At 61.0% G+C, this 22,142-nt stretch carries 18 protein-coding genes and 1 tRNA gene; all 19 read left to right on the top strand.

All coding sequences use genetic code 11. From position 1 onward, the window contains the following. Window positions 1-164: 164 nt before the first annotated feature. Entirely contained in the window at window positions 165-1,196 is a 1,032-nt protein-coding gene (locus tag Q0I65_RS08075) for a class B sortase (RefSeq protein WP_296062181.1), read from the top strand. After that, complete coding sequence (purF, locus tag Q0I65_RS08070; RefSeq protein WP_296062178.1) at window positions 1,193-2,698, top strand: amidophosphoribosyltransferase; 1,506 nt, start codon at window positions 1,193-1,195, stop codon at window positions 2,696-2,698. Before Q0I65_RS08075 ends, purF begins: the two co-directional genes overlap by 4 nt. Before the next feature lie 39 nt (window positions 2,699-2,737). After that, window positions 2,738-3,817 carry a phosphoribosylformylglycinamidine cyclo-ligase gene (purM, locus tag Q0I65_RS08065; RefSeq protein WP_296062176.1) on the top strand — a complete coding sequence of 360 codons (1,080 nt, stop codon included), beginning with the start codon at window positions 2,738-2,740 and terminating at the stop codon, window positions 3,815-3,817. Window positions 3,818-4,022: 205 nt separating this feature from the next. After that, a complete protein-coding gene (locus Q0I65_RS09705) occupies window positions 4,023-4,313 on the top strand; it encodes a type II toxin-antitoxin system RelB/DinJ family antitoxin (protein WP_366513243.1) in 291 nt (96 codons plus the stop codon). Window positions 4,314-4,316: 3 nt separating this feature from the next. Beyond that, entirely contained in the window at window positions 4,317-4,595 is a 279-nt protein-coding gene (locus Q0I65_RS08060) for a type II toxin-antitoxin system YafQ family toxin (protein ID WP_296062173.1), read from the top strand. A 30-nt stretch (window positions 4,596-4,625) separates the two neighbouring features. Beyond that, complete coding sequence (locus tag Q0I65_RS08055; RefSeq protein ID WP_296062171.1) at window positions 4,626-4,817, top strand: hypothetical protein; 192 nt, start codon at window positions 4,626-4,628, stop codon at window positions 4,815-4,817. A gap of 72 nt (window positions 4,818-4,889) precedes the next feature. Beyond that, window positions 4,890-6,335, top strand: a complete 1,446-nt coding sequence (locus Q0I65_RS08050; RefSeq protein ID WP_296062168.1) for a sodium-dependent transporter — start codon at window positions 4,890-4,892, stop codon at window positions 6,333-6,335. 1,156 nt (window positions 6,336-7,491) lie between these two features. Beyond that, complete coding sequence (locus Q0I65_RS08045; protein ID WP_296062166.1) at window positions 7,492-9,615, top strand: UvrD-helicase domain-containing protein; 2,124 nt, start codon at window positions 7,492-7,494, stop codon at window positions 9,613-9,615. Window positions 9,616-9,883: 268 nt separating this feature from the next. Continuing rightward, window positions 9,884-10,498 (top strand): phosphoribosylglycinamide formyltransferase, encoded by a 615-nt coding sequence (purN, locus tag Q0I65_RS08040; protein WP_296062163.1) that lies wholly within the window; start codon window positions 9,884-9,886, stop codon window positions 10,496-10,498. Window positions 10,499-10,662: 164 nt separating this feature from the next. Next, entirely contained in the window at window positions 10,663-11,652 is a 990-nt protein-coding gene (locus Q0I65_RS08035) for an XdhC family protein (protein WP_296062160.1), read from the top strand. An 88-nt stretch (window positions 11,653-11,740) separates the two neighbouring features. After that, complete coding sequence (gene purH, locus Q0I65_RS08030; protein ID WP_296062157.1) at window positions 11,741-13,351, top strand: bifunctional phosphoribosylaminoimidazolecarboxamide formyltransferase/IMP cyclohydrolase; 1,611 nt, start codon at window positions 11,741-11,743, stop codon at window positions 13,349-13,351. Between the two features lie 21 nt (window positions 13,352-13,372). Further along, the gene (locus Q0I65_RS08025) at window positions 13,373-14,548 is read left to right on the top strand and encodes a lysylphosphatidylglycerol synthase transmembrane domain-containing protein (protein WP_296062155.1); all 1,176 of its coding nucleotides are present in this window, start codon (window positions 13,373-13,375) and stop codon (window positions 14,546-14,548) included. Window positions 14,549-14,670: 122 nt separating this feature from the next. Then, window positions 14,671-15,105, top strand: a complete 435-nt coding sequence (locus Q0I65_RS08020; RefSeq protein WP_296062152.1) for a PaaI family thioesterase — start codon at window positions 14,671-14,673, stop codon at window positions 15,103-15,105. Window positions 15,106-15,250: 145 nt separating this feature from the next. Beyond that, window positions 15,251-15,327: transfer RNA gene (locus tag Q0I65_RS08015), tRNA-Pro, on the top strand. A gap of 181 nt (window positions 15,328-15,508) precedes the next feature. Next, on the top strand, window positions 15,509-15,772 hold the full coding sequence (tatA, locus tag Q0I65_RS08010; RefSeq protein WP_158050355.1) for a twin-arginine translocase TatA/TatE family subunit: 264 nt from the start codon (window positions 15,509-15,511) through the stop codon (window positions 15,770-15,772). 147 nt (window positions 15,773-15,919) lie between these two features. Next, entirely contained in the window at window positions 15,920-16,390 is a 471-nt protein-coding gene (greA, locus tag Q0I65_RS08005; protein WP_276997304.1) for a transcription elongation factor GreA, read from the top strand. A 7-nt stretch (window positions 16,391-16,397) separates the two neighbouring features. Next, a complete protein-coding gene (gene lysS, locus Q0I65_RS08000) occupies window positions 16,398-18,371 on the top strand; it encodes a lysine--tRNA ligase (protein ID WP_296062145.1) in 1,974 nt (657 codons plus the stop codon). A gap of 247 nt (window positions 18,372-18,618) precedes the next feature. Continuing rightward, entirely contained in the window at window positions 18,619-21,201 is a 2,583-nt protein-coding gene (locus Q0I65_RS07995; protein WP_296062143.1) for an ATP-dependent Clp protease ATP-binding subunit, read from the top strand. A 15-nt stretch (window positions 21,202-21,216) separates the two neighbouring features. Further along, window positions 21,217-22,137: a hypothetical protein gene (locus tag Q0I65_RS07990; protein ID WP_296062140.1), complete on the top strand. Its 921-nt coding sequence runs from the start codon at window positions 21,217-21,219 to the stop codon at window positions 22,135-22,137. Window positions 22,138-22,142: the final 5 nt, after the last annotated feature.

Below are 22,142 nucleotides of genomic sequence, written 5' to 3'. Positions count from 1 at the left end.
CGAGGCGCTCCCTCTTCGCAGGGCGCGCTTGCCGATGAAATTTGCGTATGCGAGCACCTGTGGCGCCCCCACTCGGGGGCGTCGCTTATTATAGTGAGGTTTCAGCGAAAGCACGGATTGTGGGGCGCGGGCTCCGCAGTGGGGAATCCCACGGAAAGGCGAGTATGTCCACGAATCGTCGAGGGCGAGGGGAAGCGCAGTTCAACGGGGGCGCGCATATGCGTGCGACCGCTCCTGCACGCGCGGTTGCTCCTGCGCGGAAGCGGCGTTTCGGTCTTTGGACCGCGATTCTCATCGTGGCCATCGTGGTGTTCCTTGCGGCTGCATTCGCCTTGGGGAGTATCCTGCTCACTTATCACGAGGGCCAGAAATCCTATGACGACGTGGCCGATAAGGCGTTCCTTTCCGACTCCGCGCTCTCCGACGCGTCTGGCATATCGCTTGCCGACCTCACTGTCGATTGGGATGCCCTTCTCGCGATCAACCCCGACACGGTCGGGTGGATCTTCATCCCGGGCACGAACGTGAATTACCCCATCGTCCACGCGCCCGAGTCGAACCCCGACAAGTATCTCACCGTCGATTTCCAGGGCAATTCGGGCGGATGGTGGCTGCCTACCTACGGCACGCCGTACCTGCTCGCGTCGAATGCCGCCGATTTTTCGGACAAGAACAATATCCTGCAGGGCCATCACCTGCAGAATGGGGAAATGTTCGCCGCGATCGCCGATTTCGCCGACGCCGAGCAGTTCAACGAGCATCGCACGGTGTACCTGCTCACCCCGAAGGGCTCATGGCGCTTGCAGTCGGTGTCGCTTGTCCACTGCAGCGGATCGGAGTCGATCGTGCAGACGAAGTTCGAAAGCGATGCCGCCTTCACCTCCTACGTTGCCGACAAGATCAGCCGCAGCATCGTCGAGTGCGACCCGGCGGCTCCCGACGCGTCGGCCATTCCCCGCCTCTTCATGTTCTCTACCTGCGATAGCAACACAGACGCGCGTTATGTCCTGTGCTGCGTGCCGGTTGAATACGCCGCCGTCAATTCTTCTGGTACGGTGCCTGAAGGTTCGGCTGCGAACAATACGAACAACGCAAGCAATGCGAACAACGCAAACGGCGGCAGCGACGGGACGAGCATGGTCGATCCCAACGCGGCCGCGACAATAGACGATGCAGCAAAGGAGATCGTTTCATGAGCACTTCGATACTGCCGGGCGAACGCCCCGACCGCCTCGAAGAGGAATGTGCCGTGTTCGGCGTCTTCGCCCCTGGTGAGGACGTCGCGCGTATGACGTGCTTCGGCCTGCAGGCGCTTCAGCACCGCGGGCAGGAAAGCGCGGGAATCGCCGTGGGGGATGGCGAGACCATCATGGCTTCCAAGGACTTGGGCCTGGTCACGCAGGTGTTCGACGAGGCAAGTCTCGCTGCGCTCACCGGCTTTGTGGCAGTCGGCCACGCGCGCTACTCCACCTCCGGCGCCGCGGCGTCGTGGGAAGCCGCCCAGCCCCACATCTCGGCGATCGACGAGACGCTCATCGCCCTTGCCCACAATGGCACGCTCGTGAACACGAACAGCTTGCGCGCCCGCCTGATTGACGAGGGCATACAGCTTCGCGCTGGCACCGACTCCGAGGTGGCCGCGAAGGCGATCGGCGACATCACCAAAAAGACGCACCACCTGCGCGAGGGCATCCGCTTTGCCATGGAGCACCTGAAGGGCGCCTACGCCATGGTGCTCGCAAGCCCCGACTGCCTCTACGCGTTCCGTGACCCGAATGGCATCCGCCCGCTGTGCATGGGCAAGCTCCCCGACGACCGCGGCTGGGTCGTTTCTTCCGAGACTTGCGGCCTTGATATCGTGGGCGCGGAATACGTGCGCGATGTGAAACCGGGCGAGATCGTGCGTTTCAGCAAAGACGGCGTCACCTCCGAGCAGGGTGTGCCCGCCGGCCGCCGCGCGAGCTGCATCTTCGAGTACGTGTACTTCGCCCGCCCTGACTCGGTGATGGACGGTCAGTCGGTCTACCAGGCCAGGCGCAACATGGGCCGCATCTTGGCGCGCGAGGCGCCAGCCGACGCTGATCTGGTGCTCGGCGTGCCCGACTCGGGAATCCCCTCGGCCATGGGCTTCGCCTTCGAAAGCGGCATCCCCTACGCCGACGGCATCGTGAAGAACCGCTACGTGGGTCGCACGTTCATCCAGCCGACGCAGGCTATGCGCCAGCTGGGCATTCGCTTGAAGCTGAACCCGCTGCCGAGTGTCATCTCGGGCAAGCGCCTCGTCGTGATCGACGATTCCATCGTGCGCGGCAACACCTCCAAAAAGCTCATCGAGATGCTGCGCCAGGCGGGCGCCACCGAGGTCCACATGCGCATCGTGAGCCCCGAGGTGCTCTGGCCGTGCTTCTACGGCATCGACACCGACACGCGCGACCAGCTCATCGCCGCGAACATGACTAACGAGGAGATGTGCGAGTGGATGGGCGCCGACTCGCTCGCGTTCATCAGCCTGCCCGGTCTGCGCGAGTCGCTTCCCGACGTGCGCGAACCCGGCTTTTGCGAGGCGTGTTTCTCGGGCGACTACCCCGTGGAGATTCCGCCCTCCACGGCCAAGAAGAGCTTCATGACCAAGGCGGATTTCGCCGCAGAATACGCGCGCGAGAGTGAGAAAGCTGAGAAAACCCAGGTCACCCTGTAATTACTTGCAGGATGGGAACGTTACGAGAAGGAGCGAAAAGTGAGCGAGGAAATCACCTACGCGGCGGCGGGCGTTGATACGGCCGAGGGCGCGCGAGCGGTCGATGCGATCAAGGAAACCGTGCATTCAACCTACCGCCCCGAGGTCGTGGGCGACATCGGCGGCTTCGGCGGCCTGTTCTCCATCGCGGCGGCGAAGGGAATGGAAGACCCGCTGCTCGTGTCGGGCACCGACGGCGTGGGCACCAAGCTCAAGGTGGCCCAGCTCGTCGGCAAGCATGGCATGGTGGGCATCGACCTTGTCGCCATGTGCGTGAACGACATCCTCGCCTGCGGCGCCGAGCCGCTGTTCTTCCTGGATTACATCGCGATCGGCAAGCTGCGCCGCGAGCATGTGGCGGAAGTTGTCGCGGGCATCGGAGAGGGCTGCCGTCAGGCGGGCTGTGCACTCATCGGCGGCGAGATGGCTGAGCACCCCGGTGTTATGGACCCTGACGATTACGACCTGTCCGGCTTCACGGTGGGCGTGGTCGACCGTCCGAAGATGCTCGATCCCGAAAGCGTGCGCGAGGGCGATGTGCTCATCGGACTTGCGTCGTCGGGCTTGCACTCCAATGGCTACTCGCTCGCGCGCAAGGTGTGCGTGGAGGGGAAGAGCACCGAGGAGCTTTTGGCCCCCGTGGACGCGCTCGGCGGCCAGTCGGTGGGCGAGGCGCTGCTCACCCCGACGCGCATCTACGTGAAGCAGGTGCTCTCCGTGCTCGCCGAGTGCCCCAAGGCTGTGCGCGCGCTTGCGCACATCACGGGCGGTGGCATCACCGAGAACCTCAACCGCGCGCTGAATTCGCAGGTGAACGCCCAGGTCGATTTGGGTACGTGGCCCGTTCCCGCAATCGCGAAGTACGTGTGCGAGGCGGCCGACCTCTCCGAGGGCCAGGCGCTCAAGACCTTCAACATGGGTGTCGGCATGGTCTTGATCGTCGACCCCGACCGTGCGGACGAGGTGGAGGCCGCGCTCGCGAAGGTGGGCGAGACCACCTATCGCGTGGGCCGCATCGTCTCCGGCGAAGGCGAAGTGGAATACGCGGGCGAAGGAAACCTGTACGGCTACGTCGGATAGAGACAATCCTCAAAATGGGTGGCTTTGCGGCATGCTGTGGACTGCTCACTTGGGATTGAATGCGCATTGCGGAGAAGGCCTCGATATGGGGCCTTCTTTTCGTCCTGGGTGCTATCTTGAGACTTTTCTTTGAAAAGCATACAATGGAAGTCAATGAATGCTCTTAGCTTAAAAAAGAAGCTTGAATTAGAAAGGAGAGCAGACGATGGCTTCTGCAACTATCAGTGCCCCGCTTTCTACGAAAGTAACCGATGCGGAGAAAAGACGCTTCGTTGAAACGTGCGACGCCATCGGAACGTCGCCGAGCAACGCGTTGCGAATGTTCGTTTCTGCTTTCAACAGACGAGGAGGTTTCCCCTTCGATCCCTCGAACCCCAACGGGTATTCCTCGGAAACGCTTGCAGCGATGGACGATGCGACAAACGGCCGCGTTTCGGGGCCTTATAAAACTAACAAGGAAATGTGGGCGGCGGTTTTCGACGACTCTGGTGAGTAACTTATGCTTGGTGTCGCTTTCACCTCGCAGTTCAAGAAAGACATGAAGCGCAAGAGAAAACAAGGAGCCGAACTTGCCAAAATCGATGAGGTCATTACGATGTTGCGTAGCGGAGAGCCTTTACCGGAGCGCAATCGGGATCATGCTTTATCGGGAACATATCGTGGCCACAGGGAATGCCATATTGAACCAGACTGGCTGCTGATATACCGCATCGATTCGGATCTTCTCGTGCTCACGGCGGTAAGGACTGGATCTCATAGCGAATTGCTGGGAATCTAGAGCCCGCTCGGTACTGACTCGTGGCGCCTTGTGTTCGCGGTGATCGGTGTGGCTGGCATCGAGCCTGCGACCGACGTCGTCGAGCATCACGAGAAGATGCGCTCCGACGAGCATTTCGCGCTGTATCTCTTCGCCGGCATCGTCGCCGTGATGGGCACGTCGCTCACGCAGTACACCTACACTATGGTCGGGCCCGAGACGCGCGCGAAGCGCTTGGGCTAGACGCCGTCCCTGCGCTACAATAAGCGGCTGGCGCGCATGAGGCGCGTCGGGAAAGATAGGGAACAAAGTAGTATGCCAGAGCAGAACACACCCGCCGCATCCGCGGCAACGCCCTCGCGCGAGCATTTCGCATCGCGTTTGGGGTTCATCCTCATCAGCGCCGGGTGCGCAATCGGGCTGGGGAACGTATGGCGCTTCCCCTACATCACGGGGCAGTACGGTGGCGCGGCATTTTTCCTTATCTACCTGGTGTTCCTCGTGATTTTGGGGCTGCCCGTCATGGTGATGGAGTTTGCGGTCGGGCGCGCGTCGCAGAAATCGGCGGCGCAGGCGTTCGATAGGCTGCAGCCTTCGGGTAAGTGGCACTGGTTCTCCTGGTGGGGCTACATCGGCTGCACGGTGCTCATGATGTTCTACACCACCGTGTGCGGCTGGATGCTCTCCTATGTGCCGAAGATGGCGTCGGGCGTGTTCAGCGGGGCGGATGTCCAGACGACAGCGGCCGTGTTCTCTGATATGCTCGCCGACCCTGTGGGGCTTATCGTATGGATGGTCGTGGCGGTCGTGGTCGGCGCGGTTGTGTGCGGCATGGGCCTGCAGAAGGGCGTCGAGCGCATCACCAAGTGGATGATGGCGACGCTGTTTGTGGTTATGCTCGTGTTGTGCGTGCGTGCGGTGACGCTGCCGGGCGCGGGGGAGGGCATCGCGTTCTACCTCGTGCCTGATTTCTCGCGCCTGTTTGCGGGCGTGACGCCAGCGGAGCAGTTGGCGACGTTCAGCGACGCGGTGTTCGCTGCTATGGGGCAGGCGCTTTTCTCTCTTTCGCTCGGCATGGCTTCGATGGAAATCTTCGGGTCCTACATTGGGCGCGAGCGCAGCCTTGCCGGTGAGGCGATTTCGGTGACCGCGCTCAACACCGTCGTCGCCGTTTTGGCGGGCCTTATCATCTTCCCTGCGTGCTTTGCCTACGGTGTAAGTCCTGATCAGGGGCCGTCTCTTGTGTTCGTGACGCTGCCAATGGTGTTCGGGCAGATGCCTTTGGGCAACGTGTGGGGCGCGCTGTTCTTCGTGTTCATGAGTTTTGCCGCACTCTCGACGGTGATTGCCGTGTTCGAGAACCTCATCAGCTGGTCGATCGACAAGTGGGGCATCACCCGTCGCCGTGCCGCCGCGATCACGGGCGTTCTCGTGCTTGCGCTGTCGCTGCCGTGCGCGCTCGGGTTCAACGTCCTTTCGGGCGTGACCCTTCCGGCCGTCGGCGACATCCAGTCGATTGAGGACTTCATCGTGTCGAACAACTTGCTTCCGTTAGGCGCGCTGTTCTTCGTGCTGTTCTGCACGACGCGCAGGGGCTGGGGCTGGGAAAACTTCCTCGCCGAGACCAACGCGGGTCGGGGCGTGCGCTTCCCAGCGCGGGCTCGCCTGTGGTTGAAGTACGGGATTCCCGCGCTGATCCTCGTCATCTTCGTGTTGGGGTACGCCCCGAAGATCGCGGCGTGGCTGGGGCTCGCAGGGTAATATTTGAGGCTGCGCGACTTTCGCGGGAAGAGGGCTTCCGGGCTGCGAGTTTCCCAATCTGTGGGTCTCCCCGGCTGCGGGCTCTCCCGAGTTGCGGTTTTCCCCGAGCTGAGGGCTTCGCTTCCCGTGGCTCCTGCAGCAGATGCCTTCGTCGAGATGAGGCTTTGCTTCTTATGGTTCCTGTGACGAACACCTCGTCTGGTCGCAAGCTTCGCTTCCCGTGGTTCCTGGGGTAGATGCCTTCGCCGAGGTGCGGGCGTCGCTTCTCGCGGGCTCTCGCGGAAGAGCACCTCGCCGAGTCGCAAGCTTTCCGAGTGAGTTCCTCCCGATTTCGGCTTGCCTGCTGGATGAGGCCTGTCGAATGTGTGGCGTCCCGATATCGGCTCGCCTGTCGGGCGCGGTCTCCGAATGCGCGTTCTTTCTCGATTCCGGGTCGTCGTGGACAAAAAACGCCGATATGTGAGTCGCCGCGGCTATCTGCGGGTTTCTCCCGAGTGGCTCGAAAGAGAAAGTCCAGGTCGCAAATCGGCGGGAATGCGAGTCGGGCATCGTGCCGCCTGGCGTCGCTCGCATATCGGCCGATTTTGTCCACGGCAACCCAATTTTCGTGAAGAAGGCCCTCGCGATGGCGTTTGGCGTCGGTAGCGCGAAGGTGGTCATGGCGTTCGACCCTGGCAGCGCAATGACGATCACGGCGCTCAGCTTCCTCATAGCGATCGACTTCCTCACGGCGATCGGCTTCAACGTGCTGAACGCGTCCGTCGCCAGATTGAACTCACCATCCGTTCTCGATGAAGTACCGCTTCCGCGGCGCGGGAATCTCCCAAGGCGACGGCAAACTCGCGAACGTGGCCATGCCGCTCTCGGTGGCGTAGCTTCTCGCGAACTTGTAGTCGAGCGCCATCTACTTCGCGATCGTCGGCATCGTGGTAGTCGCTGCGATCGTCGTTGTTGCGGCCGGGCCCGAGATGCGCGTGAGGCGCCTGGGCTAGATGAAGCTCTGCTGCTGAAGCGGATTGGCTGACGCAGAGCGTTCCGTTCGACGTTGATTTCTGAAAAGGTGCTATTCTGTCTGCACGCAATACCATGTGCTTCTTGGATGGGATGCGCCCTTCTCCAACGAGCATTGCGGTAGAAGACAAGAAGGTGATTTCCGATGGGCACTCTGAATCTCACGCGTGAACAACGGCATGCGGTTGACGTAGCATCGGACTTGGGGAATATCAAGAACCCTACGGCAATCTCTGGACCTGCTGGTAGTGGAAAGACCCTTGTGGCGGCTGTAGCTGCCGAGCAGCTGGCCTCCCAAGGAACGCTATTCGAAGATACGGCCGATGAGCGTGTTTATCTTGTCACGTATACAAAAGAGCTCGTTAATTACGTTTCAAGGCAGCTGCCTGATATTATCGGTAGCGAGACGGCTCACGTCGCCGTAAGAACGGTTCATGCATACTTGAAAGCGTTTCTTGAGAAAAATAAGTTTGAAAAATATCGTTACGTTGATGGGGAGGAGCGGCGCTCTCGTTTCATAAAGCGATATATCGACAAACACAAGGTTGAACTATCCTTATCCGGCTGTCTTGCAGACGCGGCTTTTCTTGACGAAGAAATTGGTTGGCTTCTGGGGCAAGGCATTCGAAGCCTCAATAGATATCTTGAGGTCAAGCGTGTTGGTAGGCGTACTCGCCTCTCGAGTGATCAGCGAAAACAAGTTTTCACTATCTATAAAGCTTATATGAAAAGCCTCGCCGATCTTTCCGAGTCAAAGGACTCAAAGGAAAAGGTTTTCGACTTCGACGATATTGGCAATCAGGTTCTGAACTATTGTGAGCACCGTGAATGTAAGCCGATAGCGGCGCATCTCGTGATCGATGAGGTTCAAGATCTTCCCATCACGTGGATTAAGGCTTTGTGCGGGACAGTTTCGGGAAAAGTTGTTTTTACGGGCGATACGAACCAGTCGATTTACGGACGTGGGTTTACTTGGCAAGAAGTTACGGGGAAACGCGTTAGGCCAATTCGTCTGACTGAGGATTTTCGGAGTACGCAGCAAATTTATCTAGCCGCCCGATCGCTTATGGACTTTGGCATAAGATCGGATACGGAAATGGGACGACCTGCCCAGAAGCGCCGCAATGGGCAAAAGCCACGGTTGATTTTCTGCAATGGACAGCAGTCTCAGCTCAATCGGATTCAAGAAACCATCGGCGCACTTCGCGCTGGCGATAGCAAATGCACAATTGCTATAGGCTCCCCTTGGAAGTCTGATGCTTTAGGCCGGTTTAAGTCTCGGGGTGTGACGGTGACGACCCTCCATTCCCTAAAAGGCCTAGAGGCCGATCACGTGATTCTGGTCGATCTCGATGAGGGGAAGTTCAACTTTTCGAATGAGTTTACTCAAGAAGATACGAATCGCCATCTGCTCTATGTCGGCATGACTCGTGCGACAACGTCTTTGACAATGATGTCCGCTAGCGACAATCCCTCGCGTGTGCTTTACGAGCTTTCGTCGGATTTGATTGAGGTGGACGACAACGATAATCCCAAGGCGTATCAGGCTTTGGCGAAAAAACGCTCGGAGGAGGCCGCTAAAGCTCGTTGTAATTTTGAGCAACTTGCGAAAGAAAAGGTCGAGAGCGACGAATCCCTCGAGCGGGCTACGCGGGAGTTGGAAGAAGCTGCAGATTCCCCCTCTTCCAATCAACGCAAAGATGAATATATCGCCGAACTTGAGCGGATGTTGGAGGAGGCTAAGCGGCGGGCGGCTAAGGCGGACGAAAGATTCCAGAGGCAGGAAGACGAGCTTCGCGTATATCGTGCGCGAGAGATAAGCGATAAGGTTGCGAGGGAACGAAGTGCTGCCGATGGGGGGAGTCGTCCTTCTTTTGTTGATGACGCAAAGATTCTCATCCTTGGTCTTTCGTCGGGTGTAAAGCGAAAGGACTTGCCGGGAATTTTCAATTCGGTAGGATTGCCCCGTGATGCTTTTGAGGCGTTAACATACGACGAGGTTCATAGTGGAAAGTTCGATCCTCGGCAGCTGATTGGCAGTATTCGGTACTCGGATATTTTCGTGAGTACCACTCCGCACAAGGCGAAAGGAATTGGCGATTTCTCCAGTCTCGCCGAGTACCTTGAAAGCAACAAGGCAGATTTACCCAAACTAACTTTCTTTGAGAATGAAGACGGTACTCTTAAGGCGATGTCTAAGACAGAGCTGAAAATAGCGTTAACGCAAAGCGATCTCTATGCCGCGAAAAAGGGCATCGATTTGGAGTGAGGCGTTCCGTAACGAAAGAGGGCGCTTCGTGAGAATAAAGCCAAAGAAGGGCGGAGCGTACCTGGCGGGTCAAGGAGATTAAGACAGATTCTTCTTTTTAGGCGAGGCGGAGGCAAACGGCGAAAGATCGTGCGATGGCTCTATTTCTGAGGAAGTTCAGCCGATGCTCCCTCTCGCCTAATGAACTCCAAGGCCAACGCGTATACTATCTGACGATAACGATTCGAAGTGCTTGCTGGGTTTGACTCCCAGTCGAAAGGGCGGTTACGTGACCGACAGACTTAAGATTGGCGTGCTGCTTTCGGGCAGCGGAACGAACTTGCAGGCGATTATCGACGCGATTGCCGAGGGCCTGCCCACTGACATCGTGCTCGTCGTGTCGTCGCGCCCCGACGCGTACGGTATCGAGCGCGCGCGTGCGGCGGGAATTCCCACGCTCGTGATGAATCGCGAGAAATACGCCGACGTGCTCGCAGCCGACGCGCAGATCGTCGAGGCGCTTCAAGAAGCGGGCGCGGAATACGTGGTCATGGCGGGCTACATGCGCAAGGTGACCTCCGTCATGCTCGACGCGTTCCCCAATCGCGTGCTCAATTTGCACCCGGCGCTCCTGCCGTCGTTCAAGGGCGCGCACGCCATCGCCGACGCGTTTAACGCAGGCGTGAAGGTGACGGGTGTCACGGTGCATTTCGCGAACGCCGATTACGATAAGGGCCCTATCGTTGCGCAGCGCGCGATTACAGTGGCCGAAAACGACACGCTCGACACGCTCGAGGCGAAGATCCACGATGTGGAACACGTGCTCTATCCCGAGGTCATCGGGCTGATCGCCGAAGGACGCGTCGCCGTCGACCCCTCCACGAACAAGGTTCACATCAACTGATGGCAACTGCGACGCCGGCCCTCTGCGCCGACGTTGTCAACCGCGGCGCCACCCCGCGGCGGCGTCGGGAACGCGACGCCTGCCCCAACACCGGCGTCGACGGCGCGACGCTTAAGGCTCCTCGGTGCCGGCGTCGGGAAACGGTTTGAAGAAAGGACAGCTCTATGAACAAGGCCGTGCTGCAATCCATCATCGACGACTTGAAGGCGGGCCGGACCCCGCAGCTCTCGTCGGAGGATTTCCCCTGCTTTTCCGCTGAGGCGCTCGCGGGGAACAACCACGTTGCCCCCGAATATCTCGACGTCATCGCGAAGAGCCTGACCGAGGCCGACATCCCCACGTTCGAGCGCGCTATCCGCGCCGTTGACGAGGGCGATCTGGCGTGGCTCGGCTTCAAGGTGATTTACGACGCCGCCGAGGCGCAGAAGAACACCGACAACGAGGTCACCAAGAAGTACGGCGACCAGGGTTCCGCCGACGGCGAGCCGCTCGTCTTCTTCTGCAACGACGCGAAGGAAATCGTGTCCTCGCGCACGCCGAGTCCGCGCGATATATTCCAGATGAAGGACGTCACGCGCGGCCCCTCGATGCACAACGAGCAGTTCGAGGGCCTGACCTGGCGCTCCGTCGCACTGTTCGACCAGGTGCACGTGTGGCTTCTAGGCGCCTCCGACGCCGCGAGCGAGCTTTCCGCGCTTGCAACCCACGTCGGCTTCAAGGTGACGGTCGTCGACTACGACCCCGCCTACATCTCCGAGGAGCGCTTCCCCGACGCCGCGCGCATCGAGCTTCCGGGCGACAACTTCGACGGCCTCGACGAGTACCACGCCGCGCCCGCCGATTACGTCTGCGTGCTCACGCGCGGGCACATGTTCGACCCCGAATCGTGCGTGTGGGCGGTCCGCCACAACGTGCACTATGTGGGCATGATGGGCTGCAAGGGGAAGAACACCACGGTGCACGACCTCGTGACCTCGCGCGGCGTCACCGAGGAGCAGTGGAATTCCATCAAGCGCCCCATCGGTTTGAAGTTCGGCGCGAAGACGCCCGCCGAATTGGCGATCGCTATCGTCGCAGAGCTCATCGACGTGCGCTACAAGGAGCGCTACAGTGATGAGGCCCGCGAAAGGCACGATCAGTCGCTTGGACGATAGCGACCGCTTTCCTGGCTTGCGCGAGGTGCGCGGTGGGCGTAGGGCCGCGCACCCTGAATAAGTTCCAACTCTTGAGAGGAGAACATACATGGCTGATCCCAAAATCAAACGCGTCCTCATGTCGGTGACCGACAAGACGGGCGTCGTCGACTTCGCGCGTGCGCTGCACGATGAGTTCGGCGCGGAAATCATCTCGACGGGCGGTACCGCGAAGGTCATCGCCGAGGCGGGCGTTCCGGTGACCCCCATCGACGAGGTGACGAATTTTCCCGAGATGATGGACGGCCGCGTGAAGACGCTGCACCCGATGGTGCACGGCGGGCTTTTGGCGAAGCGCGACAACCCCCAGCACATGGCAGAAGCCGCCGAGCACGGCATCCAGATGATCGACATGGTCGTCGTGAACCTGTACGCCTTCGAGAAGACGGTGGAATCCGGCGCCGATTTCGGCACCTGCATCGAGAACATCGACATCGGCGGCCCGTCGATGCTGCGCAGCGCCGCGAAGAACTTCGAGAGCGTGGCCGTGGTCACCGACCCCGAAAGCTACGACGACATCCTGGCCGAGATGCGCGAAAACGACGGCGCCACGAAGCGCTCGACCCGCGCCCGTCTGGCCTTGAACGTGTTTGAGACCACGAGCTCCTACGACGGGGCCATCGCCGACTGGATGTTCGAACAGCTCGCCGAGGAGGACGACTCCCTCGAGGCCGAGGGCGAAGGCGAGTTCCCCGACTACTACGACCTGTACATGGTCAAGCAGCAGGGGCTGCGCTACGGCGAGAACCCGCATCAGGAAGCCGCCTTCTACCGTCTGCCCGACTTCGAGAGCGAGCACAGCCTCGTGAACGCCGAGCAGCTCAACGGCAAGGAGCTTTCCTACAACAACATCCTCGACACCGACGCCTGCTGGTCGCTCGTGCGCGAGTTCGACGAGCCCGCCGTGGTCATCTTGAAGCATCAGAATCCGTGCGGATCGGCCACTGCCGCAAGCGTGGTTGCGGCCTTCGACAAGGCCTTCGCGTGCGACCCGAAGAGCGCCTACGGTGGAATCATCGCGGCAAACCGCGAGGTCACGAAGGATGTGGTCGATCACATCAACGAGAACCATCTCTTCGTGGAAGTGCTTATCGCGCCCTCGTTCGCGCCTGACGCGCTCGAGCTTCTGCAGCAGAAGAAGAACCTGCGCGTGCTCGCCACCGGCGGCGTCGACGCGCCTTCCGCGCTCGAGTTCCGCTCGGTCGACGGCGGCATCCTCGTGCAGGACGTCGACCGCGTCGCCGAAGACCCCGCCACCTTCACGGTGCCCACCGACCGCAAGCCGACCGACGAGGAGATGCACGAGCTGCTCTTCGCGTGGCGCGTGTGCAAGGGCGTGAAGAGCAACGCCATCCTCGTGTCGCGCGACCATGCGGGCATCGGCATGGGCCCCGGCCAGCCGAACCGCGTCGACTCCGCACTCATCGCGTGCAAGCGCGCCCACGAGGCGTGCGATCGCATGGGCGTGCCGGCCGAGGGGCTGGTGTGCGCGTCCGACGCGTTCTTCCCCTTCCGCGACAATGTGGACACGCTGTCTGAGTGGGGCGTGACCGCCATCATCCAGCCGGGCGGCTCCATCCGCGACGAGGAGTGCATCCAGGCCGCCAACGAGCATGGCATCGCCATGGTCTTCACCGGCCATCGCCACTTCCGCCACTAGGGACAGGGACGAACCTCAACTGTGAAGTTCAGCATCAGAAATCTGCTGGTCGGCCTCGTGCTCATCATCGTTTTGGCGGTGGTGTTCTTGCGGGGCGACCAGCTGGCCGAACTCGCCGAGACCATGCAGCGCGGCTCCACGATCCCGCTCGTCGCGGCCATTCTCACCCAGCTGTGCAAGTACGTCTCGCAGAGCTTCGCGTACTCGTCGTGCTTCCGCGCGGTGGGGGAGCATATGGCGCCGCGCACCACGTTGCCGCTCGTGTTCGGCACCTTCTTCATGAACACGATCGCGCCGTCGCTCAATCTGGCGGGCACTACGCTCGTGGTCGACGACGCGCGTCGCCGCGGGATTTCGCCCGGCAAGGCCACGTCGGCGGCTCTGCTCATGCAGATCACGATCGACGGCGCCTTCTGCACCATCATGATCTTGGCGTTCCTTATCCTGTTGGTCACGGTGGGCCTTTCCCCCGTGTGGTTCCTTTTGGGCATGGTGGTGATGCTGCTTGTGGGCTGCATGATCGGCGTGCTCGTCTTGGGCCGCAAGCGCCCAGCGCTCATGCTGAAGATCCTGCGCCCCATCGAGCGGCTGGTGAACCGCATCCGCGGCCTGTTCAAGAAGCCGCCCCTCAAACCCTGGGTCGAGAACATCGCCTCCACGTTTTCCGAGGCGGCGGGCCTGATCGGCCACAGCCCGAAGCCGACGCTCAAGGCCTACGGCTGCTCTCTTATCGCGTCGACGTGCGAGCTGAGCTGCTTCGCGCTCGTGGGTGTGGCGTTCGGTGTGACGAGCCCTGAGGTTCTCATCTGCGGTTATGTGGTGGCGACGCTGTTCGCTATGATCTCGATCACGCCGCAGGGCGTCGGCGTCGTGGAGGCCGCGGTGGTCGTGGCGTTTACGATGTTCGGCGAGACGGCCGCAGCGGGCACGGCGATCGGGCTTGTGTATCGTGGCATCGTGTTCTGGATGCCGTTTTTGATCGGCGCCATCCTCATCCAGCGCACGAAGACCTTCCAAGGCGAGGGCAAGAAGGCCATGGAAGGCACCGAGAAGAACCGTCTGGAAGGCGCCGACAAGATGGCGAAGGAAATCGACGCGATGGTGCAGGCGGGCACCGGCGCCATTCCCCCTGTGCCCGAGCGCGAGGAGCCCCGCAAGCGCCGCGGCGGCACCGACCGCCCCTCTCGAGGGAGATAGTCGTACGCGAGCGAGACGGTGGTCGCGGGGAAGCCGCCCGAGCCGCCCGGCCCCGTTTCGCTGACGACTCCCGTCCTGCCTCAGGCGCCCCATCTGCAAGCAACCTAAGGAGATTCGCTTTCGTGAGCTTTAACGAACTGCTGGGAATCACCTTTCCCGAGGCGAGCGGCACGTACGTGCGGGCCGAGCTTCCCATCACCGATGCCATTCGCCAGCCGTTCGGCTTTGTGCACGGGGGTGCTACGATCACGCTGCTCGAAGCGGCGGCAAGCCTCGGTACTGGGCTTCAAACCGATGTGTCGTGCGAGCTGTCCTTCGGGGTGAACGTGAACGTCACGCATCGCAAGAGCGGCACCGACGGCACGCTGCATGGCGAAGCCACGCTCGACCGCGAGGAGAAAAGCTCGAAGGGTTACCGCAAGCTGTTCTGGAACGTATGTGCGCGCGACGATGCGGGCGACGTCATTTCGGAGGGCACCATCATGTGCATGATCGTGCCGCAGAAGGCCGCGGCGGACAACCCGCACCTTGCGAGTTCCCCGAACATCTTCCGGTAAGGGCAGGGTAGGGCAAGGGTTCGGCAGGGTAAGGTAAGGGTTGGGAAGTGCACCTTCTTCAACTTCGCGCTAACTCTCTCGAAATTGGGGCTTGCCAAGCGGAATCGTTATGGTAATATATCGTTTGCTGTCGCAAACAGCACTTCGGGATGTGGCTCAGCTTGGTAGAGCGCTGCGTTCGGGACGCAGAGGCCGCAGGTTCAAATCCTGTCATCCCGACCATCGAATTCGAAACGGTGGTCTCTTCGGAGGCCGCCGTTTTTCTTTTCTGCGGGTTGTTTCGCATATGTTAATTCTGTCCATCTGCGCCGTTATTCCCCAGTTGTGATACCCTTTCTGCTCAGCGCGAACACTGCATCCAACGGCGGCTTCGTCGCGTAACGGAACGTATTTGGAGGAATGTATGAAGATCTTTGGCATGGGCACTCCGGAATTGCTCATCATCCTTGCAGTCATCCTGCTCATCTTCGGGCCGAAGAATCTCCCGAAGCTCGGCAGTGCTCTCGGCAAGACTGTGAAGAACCTGCGCGACGGCATGGGCGCCGGCAAGAAGGACAAGAAGGAAATCGAAGAGGCTGAAGACGAGGAAGAAGTCGAGGAAGTCGAAGAGGAAGAAGCGCCCGCAAAGAAGACCGTGAAGAAGACGGTCAAGAAGAAGAGCGAGTAAAAGCCCATCTACATCGATGGTTTTTTGCGGCGCGCGCGGTGGTGTAAGCGTGCGCCGCATTCGTATGTTTAATCCCAAATGGCGGGATTGAGTGGGAAAACGGTGCATCCAACGATGCGCCGCTTCGTGTTTTTGAAGGGACTGACCATGGCAGACAGCAACTACATCCTGACGCCGGAGGGCCGCCAGAAGCTTGAAGAGGAGCTTCACTACCTCGAGACCGAGAAGCGCGCCGAAGTAGGCGAGCGCATCAAGGTCGCCCGCGAGTTCGGCGATATCTCCGAGAACTCCGAGTACGACGACGCGAAAAACGAGCAGGGCATGATGGAAGCCCGCATCGCCGAGATCGGCCGCATCCTCTCCGAGGCGACCGTCGTCGAGGCGCCGAAGCGCTCCTCGAAGGTGACCATCGGCTCCACCGTCACCGTTGACATGGGCGGACGCGAGCGCGTCTTCACCATCGTGGGCGGCGCCGAGGCCGACGTGGCCGCCGGCAAGATCTCCAACGAGTCCCCCGTGGGCGCGGCGCTTCTCGGCAACAAGAAGGGCGACGAGATCGAGACCACCGGCCCCACTGGCCGCGTCATCAAGATGACAATCCTCAAGATCGAGCACTAGGATTAGCATGGCTGACGAAACTACCAAGCAAGTAATCGAAGACGACCCGATCGAGGTTCGCAAGGCGAAGCGCGCGGCGCTTATCGAGGCGGGGGAGAACCCCTACGGCCACGCGTTCCACTACACGCATCACCTGACCGACCTCGACGAGAAGTACGCCTCGCTCGAAGACGGCGCCTCCACCGAGGACGAAGTCGACGTGGCGGGCCGCATCATGGCCAAGCGCGTTCAGGGCAAGATCGCGTTCTTCGAGCTGCGCGACGCGACGGGCGACATCCAGCTGTTCTGCCGCATCAACGCGCTCGGCGAGGAAGTCTTCGCCGCGATGAAAGATCTCGACGTGGGTGACTGGATCGGCGTGCACGGCACCATGATGCGCACGAAACGCGGCCAGCTTTCCGTCGCCGTCACGGGCTACGAGCTTCTGTCCAAGTCGCTGCGCCCGCTGCCGGAGAAATTCCACGGCCTGGCCGACAAGGAGACGCGCTATCGTCAGCGCTACGTCGATCTTGTCATGAACCCCGAGGTCAAGAGCACGTTCGAGAAGCGTTTCAAGATCGTGGCAGCCATCCGCCGCTACATGGAGCAGCAGGGCTTCTACGAGGTCGAAACGCCGTTTCTGCATCCTATCTTGGGCGGCGCGAACGCAAAGCCGTTCGTCACGCACTTCAACGCGCTCGACCGCGACTACTTCCTGCGCATCGCGACCGAGCTTCCCCTGAAGCGCCTGCTCGTGGGCGGTTTCGAGAAGGTCTTCGAAATTGGCCGCCAGTTCCGCAACGAGGGCATGGACCCATACCACAACCCCGAGTTCACCACGATGGAGGCCTACCAGGCGTTCTCCGACCTTGACGGCATGATGGACCTCACGCAGGGCTTCATCCAGGCCGCCGCCATGGAGGCGTGCGGTACGCTGCAGGTCACCTACCAGGGCACCGAGATCGACCTGTCGGGCGAATGGCGCCGCGCGACCATGATGGAGCTCGCAAGTGAGCACGCGGGCGAGAAAGTGTCCTTCGATCGCACGCGCGAGGAGCTCGTCGCCATCCTGGAGAAAAACGGCGGGCATGCAGAAGACGCATGGGGCAAGGGCAAGCTCATCAGCGAGATCTTCGAGGCCGTAGCCGAGGAGAAGCTCGTGCAGCCCACCTTCGTGTGCGATCATCCGCTCGAGATTTCCCCGCTCGCCAAGAAGAAGGCTGACAACCCCGAGCTCACCGAGCGCTTCGAGCTGTTCATCTGCGGACACGAGTACGCGAACGCCTTCAACGAGCTGAACGACCCGGTCGATCAGGCCGAGCGCTTCCGCGCCCAGGTCGAGGCGAAGGATATGGGCGACGACGAGGCCATGGGCTACGACGCCGACTACATCCGCGCGCTCGAGTACGGCATGCCGCCGGCGGGCGGCGTGGGCGTGGGCATCGATCGCTTGACGATGCTGCTCACCGACTCCGCCACCATCCGCGACGTGCTGCTTTTCCCGCATATGAAGGACGAGACACCTGCGAGCGGAAAGGCGGCAGCAGCTGCCGCGGCGGCGCGCGCTGCGAAGGCGGAGGCTGCCGAGGCGGCATCCGAACCCGAGCCAATCGACTTCTCGAAGGTGGTCATCGAGCCGCTGTTCGAGGAGCAGGTCGATTTCGACACCTTCAGCAAGTCCGACTTCCGCGCCGTGAAGGTGAAGGAATGCGTGGCCGTGCCCAAGTCCAAGAAGCTGCTGCAGTTCACGCTCGACGACGGCACGGGCGACGACCGCGTCATCCTGTCCGGCATCCATGCGTACTACGAGCCCGAGGAGCTCGTAGGCAAGACGCTCATCGCGATCGTCAACCTGCCGCCGCGCAAGATGATGGGCATCGAGTCCTGCGGCATGCTGCTTTCCGCCGTGCACGAGGAGAAGGTCGAAGGCGACGCCACCGAGGAGCGCCTGAACCTGCTCATGGTGAGCGACCGCATCCCCGCAGGTGCGAAGCTGTACTAAGCGTTTATCGGATCGCATAGTCTTGAAGGGCCGTCTGGGCAAATGTCCGGGCGGCCTTCTTCGTATCATGGGCAGCCCGTCATGCGTCCTTGATGCATCCGAACCGCCTTCGATTTGTTTGGGTCTTGTTGATTTGCTTCGGGCTGCTTTCTGTATTATGTATACGGACTTTCTCTGCATTAGCACTCACTTGACAAGAGTGCTAGTATGAATCGCAAACAAACGACCTTGTGAGAAACGAGGATACATGTCATTCGACAAGTTCACCGACAAGGCGCGCAAGGTGCTCGTGCTGGCGCAGGACGAGGCCCGCAGCCTTCACCAGCCCTATGTGGGCACCGAGCATATCCTGCTCGGGCTGATTCAGGAAAAGGAGGGCCTCGCCGCCCAGGCGCTCGAGCGTTTGAATGTCAAGTACGACGCGGTGGTGCAGGCCATCCGACAGGTCGTCACGATCGATGAGAGCGCTGATGTCTCCGGCCACCTCTCCTTCACCCCGCGCGTGAAGCGCGTGCTCGAGAACTCCCTGCGCGAGGCCATGCAGATGGGGCAGTCCTACATCTCGACTGAGCATCTGCTTTTGGGCATCGTGCGCGAGGGCGAGGGTACGGCGCTCGACGTGCTCGGCCGCTTGGGCGTGAAGGGCGACGACATCCGCGGCGCCTTGAACGACCTGGTGGGGCAGAGCCCTGTTTATGCCGGCCGCAGCGCATTCGACGCGATGGGGGCGTCTCCCGACAGCATGCTCAAGGAGTTCGGCACCGACCTTACCAAGAAGGCATCCGACGGCAAGCTCGACCCGGTCATTGGCCGTGCGGGCGAGATTGAGCGCGTCATGCAGGTGCTCTCGCGCCGCCAGAAGAACAACCCGCTGCTCATCGGCGAGCCGGGTGTGGGCAAGACCGCCGTCGTGGAAGGGCTCGCGCAGCTCATCGTCGCGAACCAGGTGCCCGACCTGCTGCGCAATAAGCGCCTGTTCACCCTTGACGTGTCCGCGCTCGTGGCGGGCAGCAAGTATCGCGGCGAGTTCGAGGATCGCCTGAAGAAGTGCATCAAAGAGGTGCAGGACGCGGGCGACATCATCCTGTTCATCGACGAGATGCACACGCTCATCGGCGCGGGCTCGGCAGAAGGCTCCATCGACGCTGCGGCCATCCTGAAGCCGCCGCTGTCGCGCGGCGAGATCCAGGTCATCGGCGCCACGACCATCGACGAGTACCGCAAGCACCTCGAGAAGGACTCCGCGCTCGAGCGTCGCTTCCAGCCCATCACCGTCGGCGAGCCCAATGAGGAGCAGGCCATCCGCATCCTGGGCGGCTTGCGCGATCGCTACGAGGCGCACCATCAGGTGCACTTCACCGACGAGGCGCTCCAGGCCGCCGTGGAGATGTCCGACCGCTACATCCAGGACCGCTTCCTGCCCGACAAGGCGATCGACGTGATCGACGAGGCCGGCGCGCGCATGCGTATCCGCAACATGACGCTGCCCAAGGAGCTGCGCGATTTGGACGACCAGCTGCGCGAGGTTCGCTCCAAGAAGGACAAGGCCATTGGCGCGCAGGATTTCGAGACCGCAGCCGAGTTGCGCGACAAGGAGAGCAAGCTTAAAGCCGAGCGCGAGCAGGCCGAGAAGAAGTGGGAAGAAGATACCTCCAAGCAGGTTTCCCAGGTCACGGTGAAAGATATCGCCGACGTGGTTTCCATGACCACGGGCGTGCCGGTGTCCAACCTGACTGAGGCCGAAACCGAGAAGCTTCTGCGCATGGAAAGTGTGCTGCACGAGCGCGTCATCGGCCAAGACGAGGCCGTGACGGCGCTTTCGAAGGCCATTCGCCGCAGCCGCGCGGGCTTGAAGGACCCGAAGCGCCCGGCAGGCAGCTTCATCTTCTTGGGCCCCTCGGGCGTGGGCAAGACCGAGCTTTCCAAGGCGCTCGCCGAGTTTCTGTTTAACTCCGAGGACGCGCTTTTGAGCTTCGACATGTCCGAGTACATGGAGAAGCACAGCGTGAGCCGCCTGGTGGGTTCGCCCCCGGGCTACGTCGGCTTCGACGAGGGAGGCCAGCTCACGAAGGCGGTGCGCCAGAAGCCGTACTCGGTCGTGCTCTTCGACGAGATCGAGAAGGCGCATCCCGACGTGTTTAACATCCTGCTGCAGATTCTCGAGGAGGGGCGCCTGACCGACGCGCAGGGCCGCACGGTCGACTTCCGCAACACGGTCATCATCATGACGTCGAACGTCGGTGCACGCGAGATCGCGCAGACGACGCCGCTCGGTTTCTCTGGCAGCGACCATGCGGGGCTTTCCGATAAGGAGATCAAAAGCCGCGTGATGGCTGAGATGAAGAAGCTGTTCAGGCCCGAGTTCTTGAACCGCATCGACGAGATCATCGTGTTCAAGTCACTCACCGACGAGCAGATCGCCCAGATCGTCGACCTTATGGTGGCCGATTTGCGCGAGCGTATGATTGCGCAGAACATGTCGATCAACCTGACGCCTGCGGCGACGAAGCTCATCGCGAAGGAGGGCACCGACACGACGTTCGGCGCGCGTCCCTTGCGCCGCGCGATCCAGCGCTTGCTGGAGGATCCGCTTTCCGAGCAGATTCTGGAAGGCAAGTGGCAGAGCGGTTCCATCGTGGACGTGGACGTGGACGATTCCGGCGAGAACCTCGAATTCAAGCAGGGGTCGGGCGTCGTTCCCGCGCCGCGCAAGCGCGACAGCATCGCGCGCGATGCTGAGCTTCTGCTCACGAACTACGACTTGGGCCACGCTGGCTTGCCGAGCGCAGGCTCAGGTGGCGGCACGGCATCGGGCGGCGCCGCGGACTAACGGGCGTCGGTCTTTTTGGCGTACTGGAGCTCCTCGGTCGTGGTCGAGGAGCCGTTGGCGTTCAGGCTGAAAGGATGTTCCCTGCTCGGCTCGGCGGTCATGCTTGTCGTCTGGTTTCTCGTAATGCGCTCCGGCAAGGGCAAAGTGTTCGACGGGCCTGTTCTCATGGTTCTTCCGTTCGTCTTGTCGCCGATGGCTGGGATAAGTGCTTTGCTGCTTGCTTTTCCCGTAGGGGGCTCGCTTCCGTACTCCATCCACTATGCGTTGTGGTTTCTGTTCGGCTGCGGTGCGGCTTTCATCTTGATTCATATGGTCTACGGCGTTTTTCGTATCAAGCCCGAGAGCGCCTTTCTACTCCTCGCGTTTTCGACGCTGCTGAGCTGCTCCATTGCGACCTTTGCGTGCATGCAGCCAGGGCAGTCCTTGCCGGCAATCATTTCCGTTCTCGTGCTCCCGGTTCTCGCATACTGGCTCTCAATTGTCGGATGCAAGCAAAAAGACCTGGCCCTTTGCATAGGGGAGGGGGGACCCGAGGAGCTTGCAAAGGCTGACGAGGAGGTTGTCCCGAGTGGAATCCTTGGGCCTTCTCCTGAACGAAAGATACCGAGAAAAGCTTTCCTATTCCCCCTTATGCAGATGCTCTGTTACAGCATCACGTTCTCGTTTGCCCTGTTCGTATGCCTGAATGGCGGTCAAGAGGGCATGTCTTCGGAGTTCATATGGCTCGGGGCCATGCTGTCGGGCGTTTTCATCCTGCTTTATGGACTGCGGTTCAAAGAACGCGTGACGCTCAATTTGATCCAGTACGTTCTCTTCGGCATCGCGGCGCTGGGCTTGGCTCCGCTTGCAATGTCGAGCCAGTTGGGCACTGCGGCAAAAAGTTGGACCGGTCGAACCGGTCGGAGCGGAGGCTGCATTGTATACAGACGAGGATAAGGTGT

The organism is uncultured Ellagibacter sp., assembly GCF_934643285.1.
In the GTDB taxonomy this organism is placed as follows: domain Bacteria; phylum Actinomycetota; class Coriobacteriia; order Coriobacteriales; family Eggerthellaceae; genus Ellagibacter.
The sequence above is the reverse complement of the archived record's forward strand: the minus strand, read 5'-3'. Positions and strand labels throughout refer to the sequence as shown.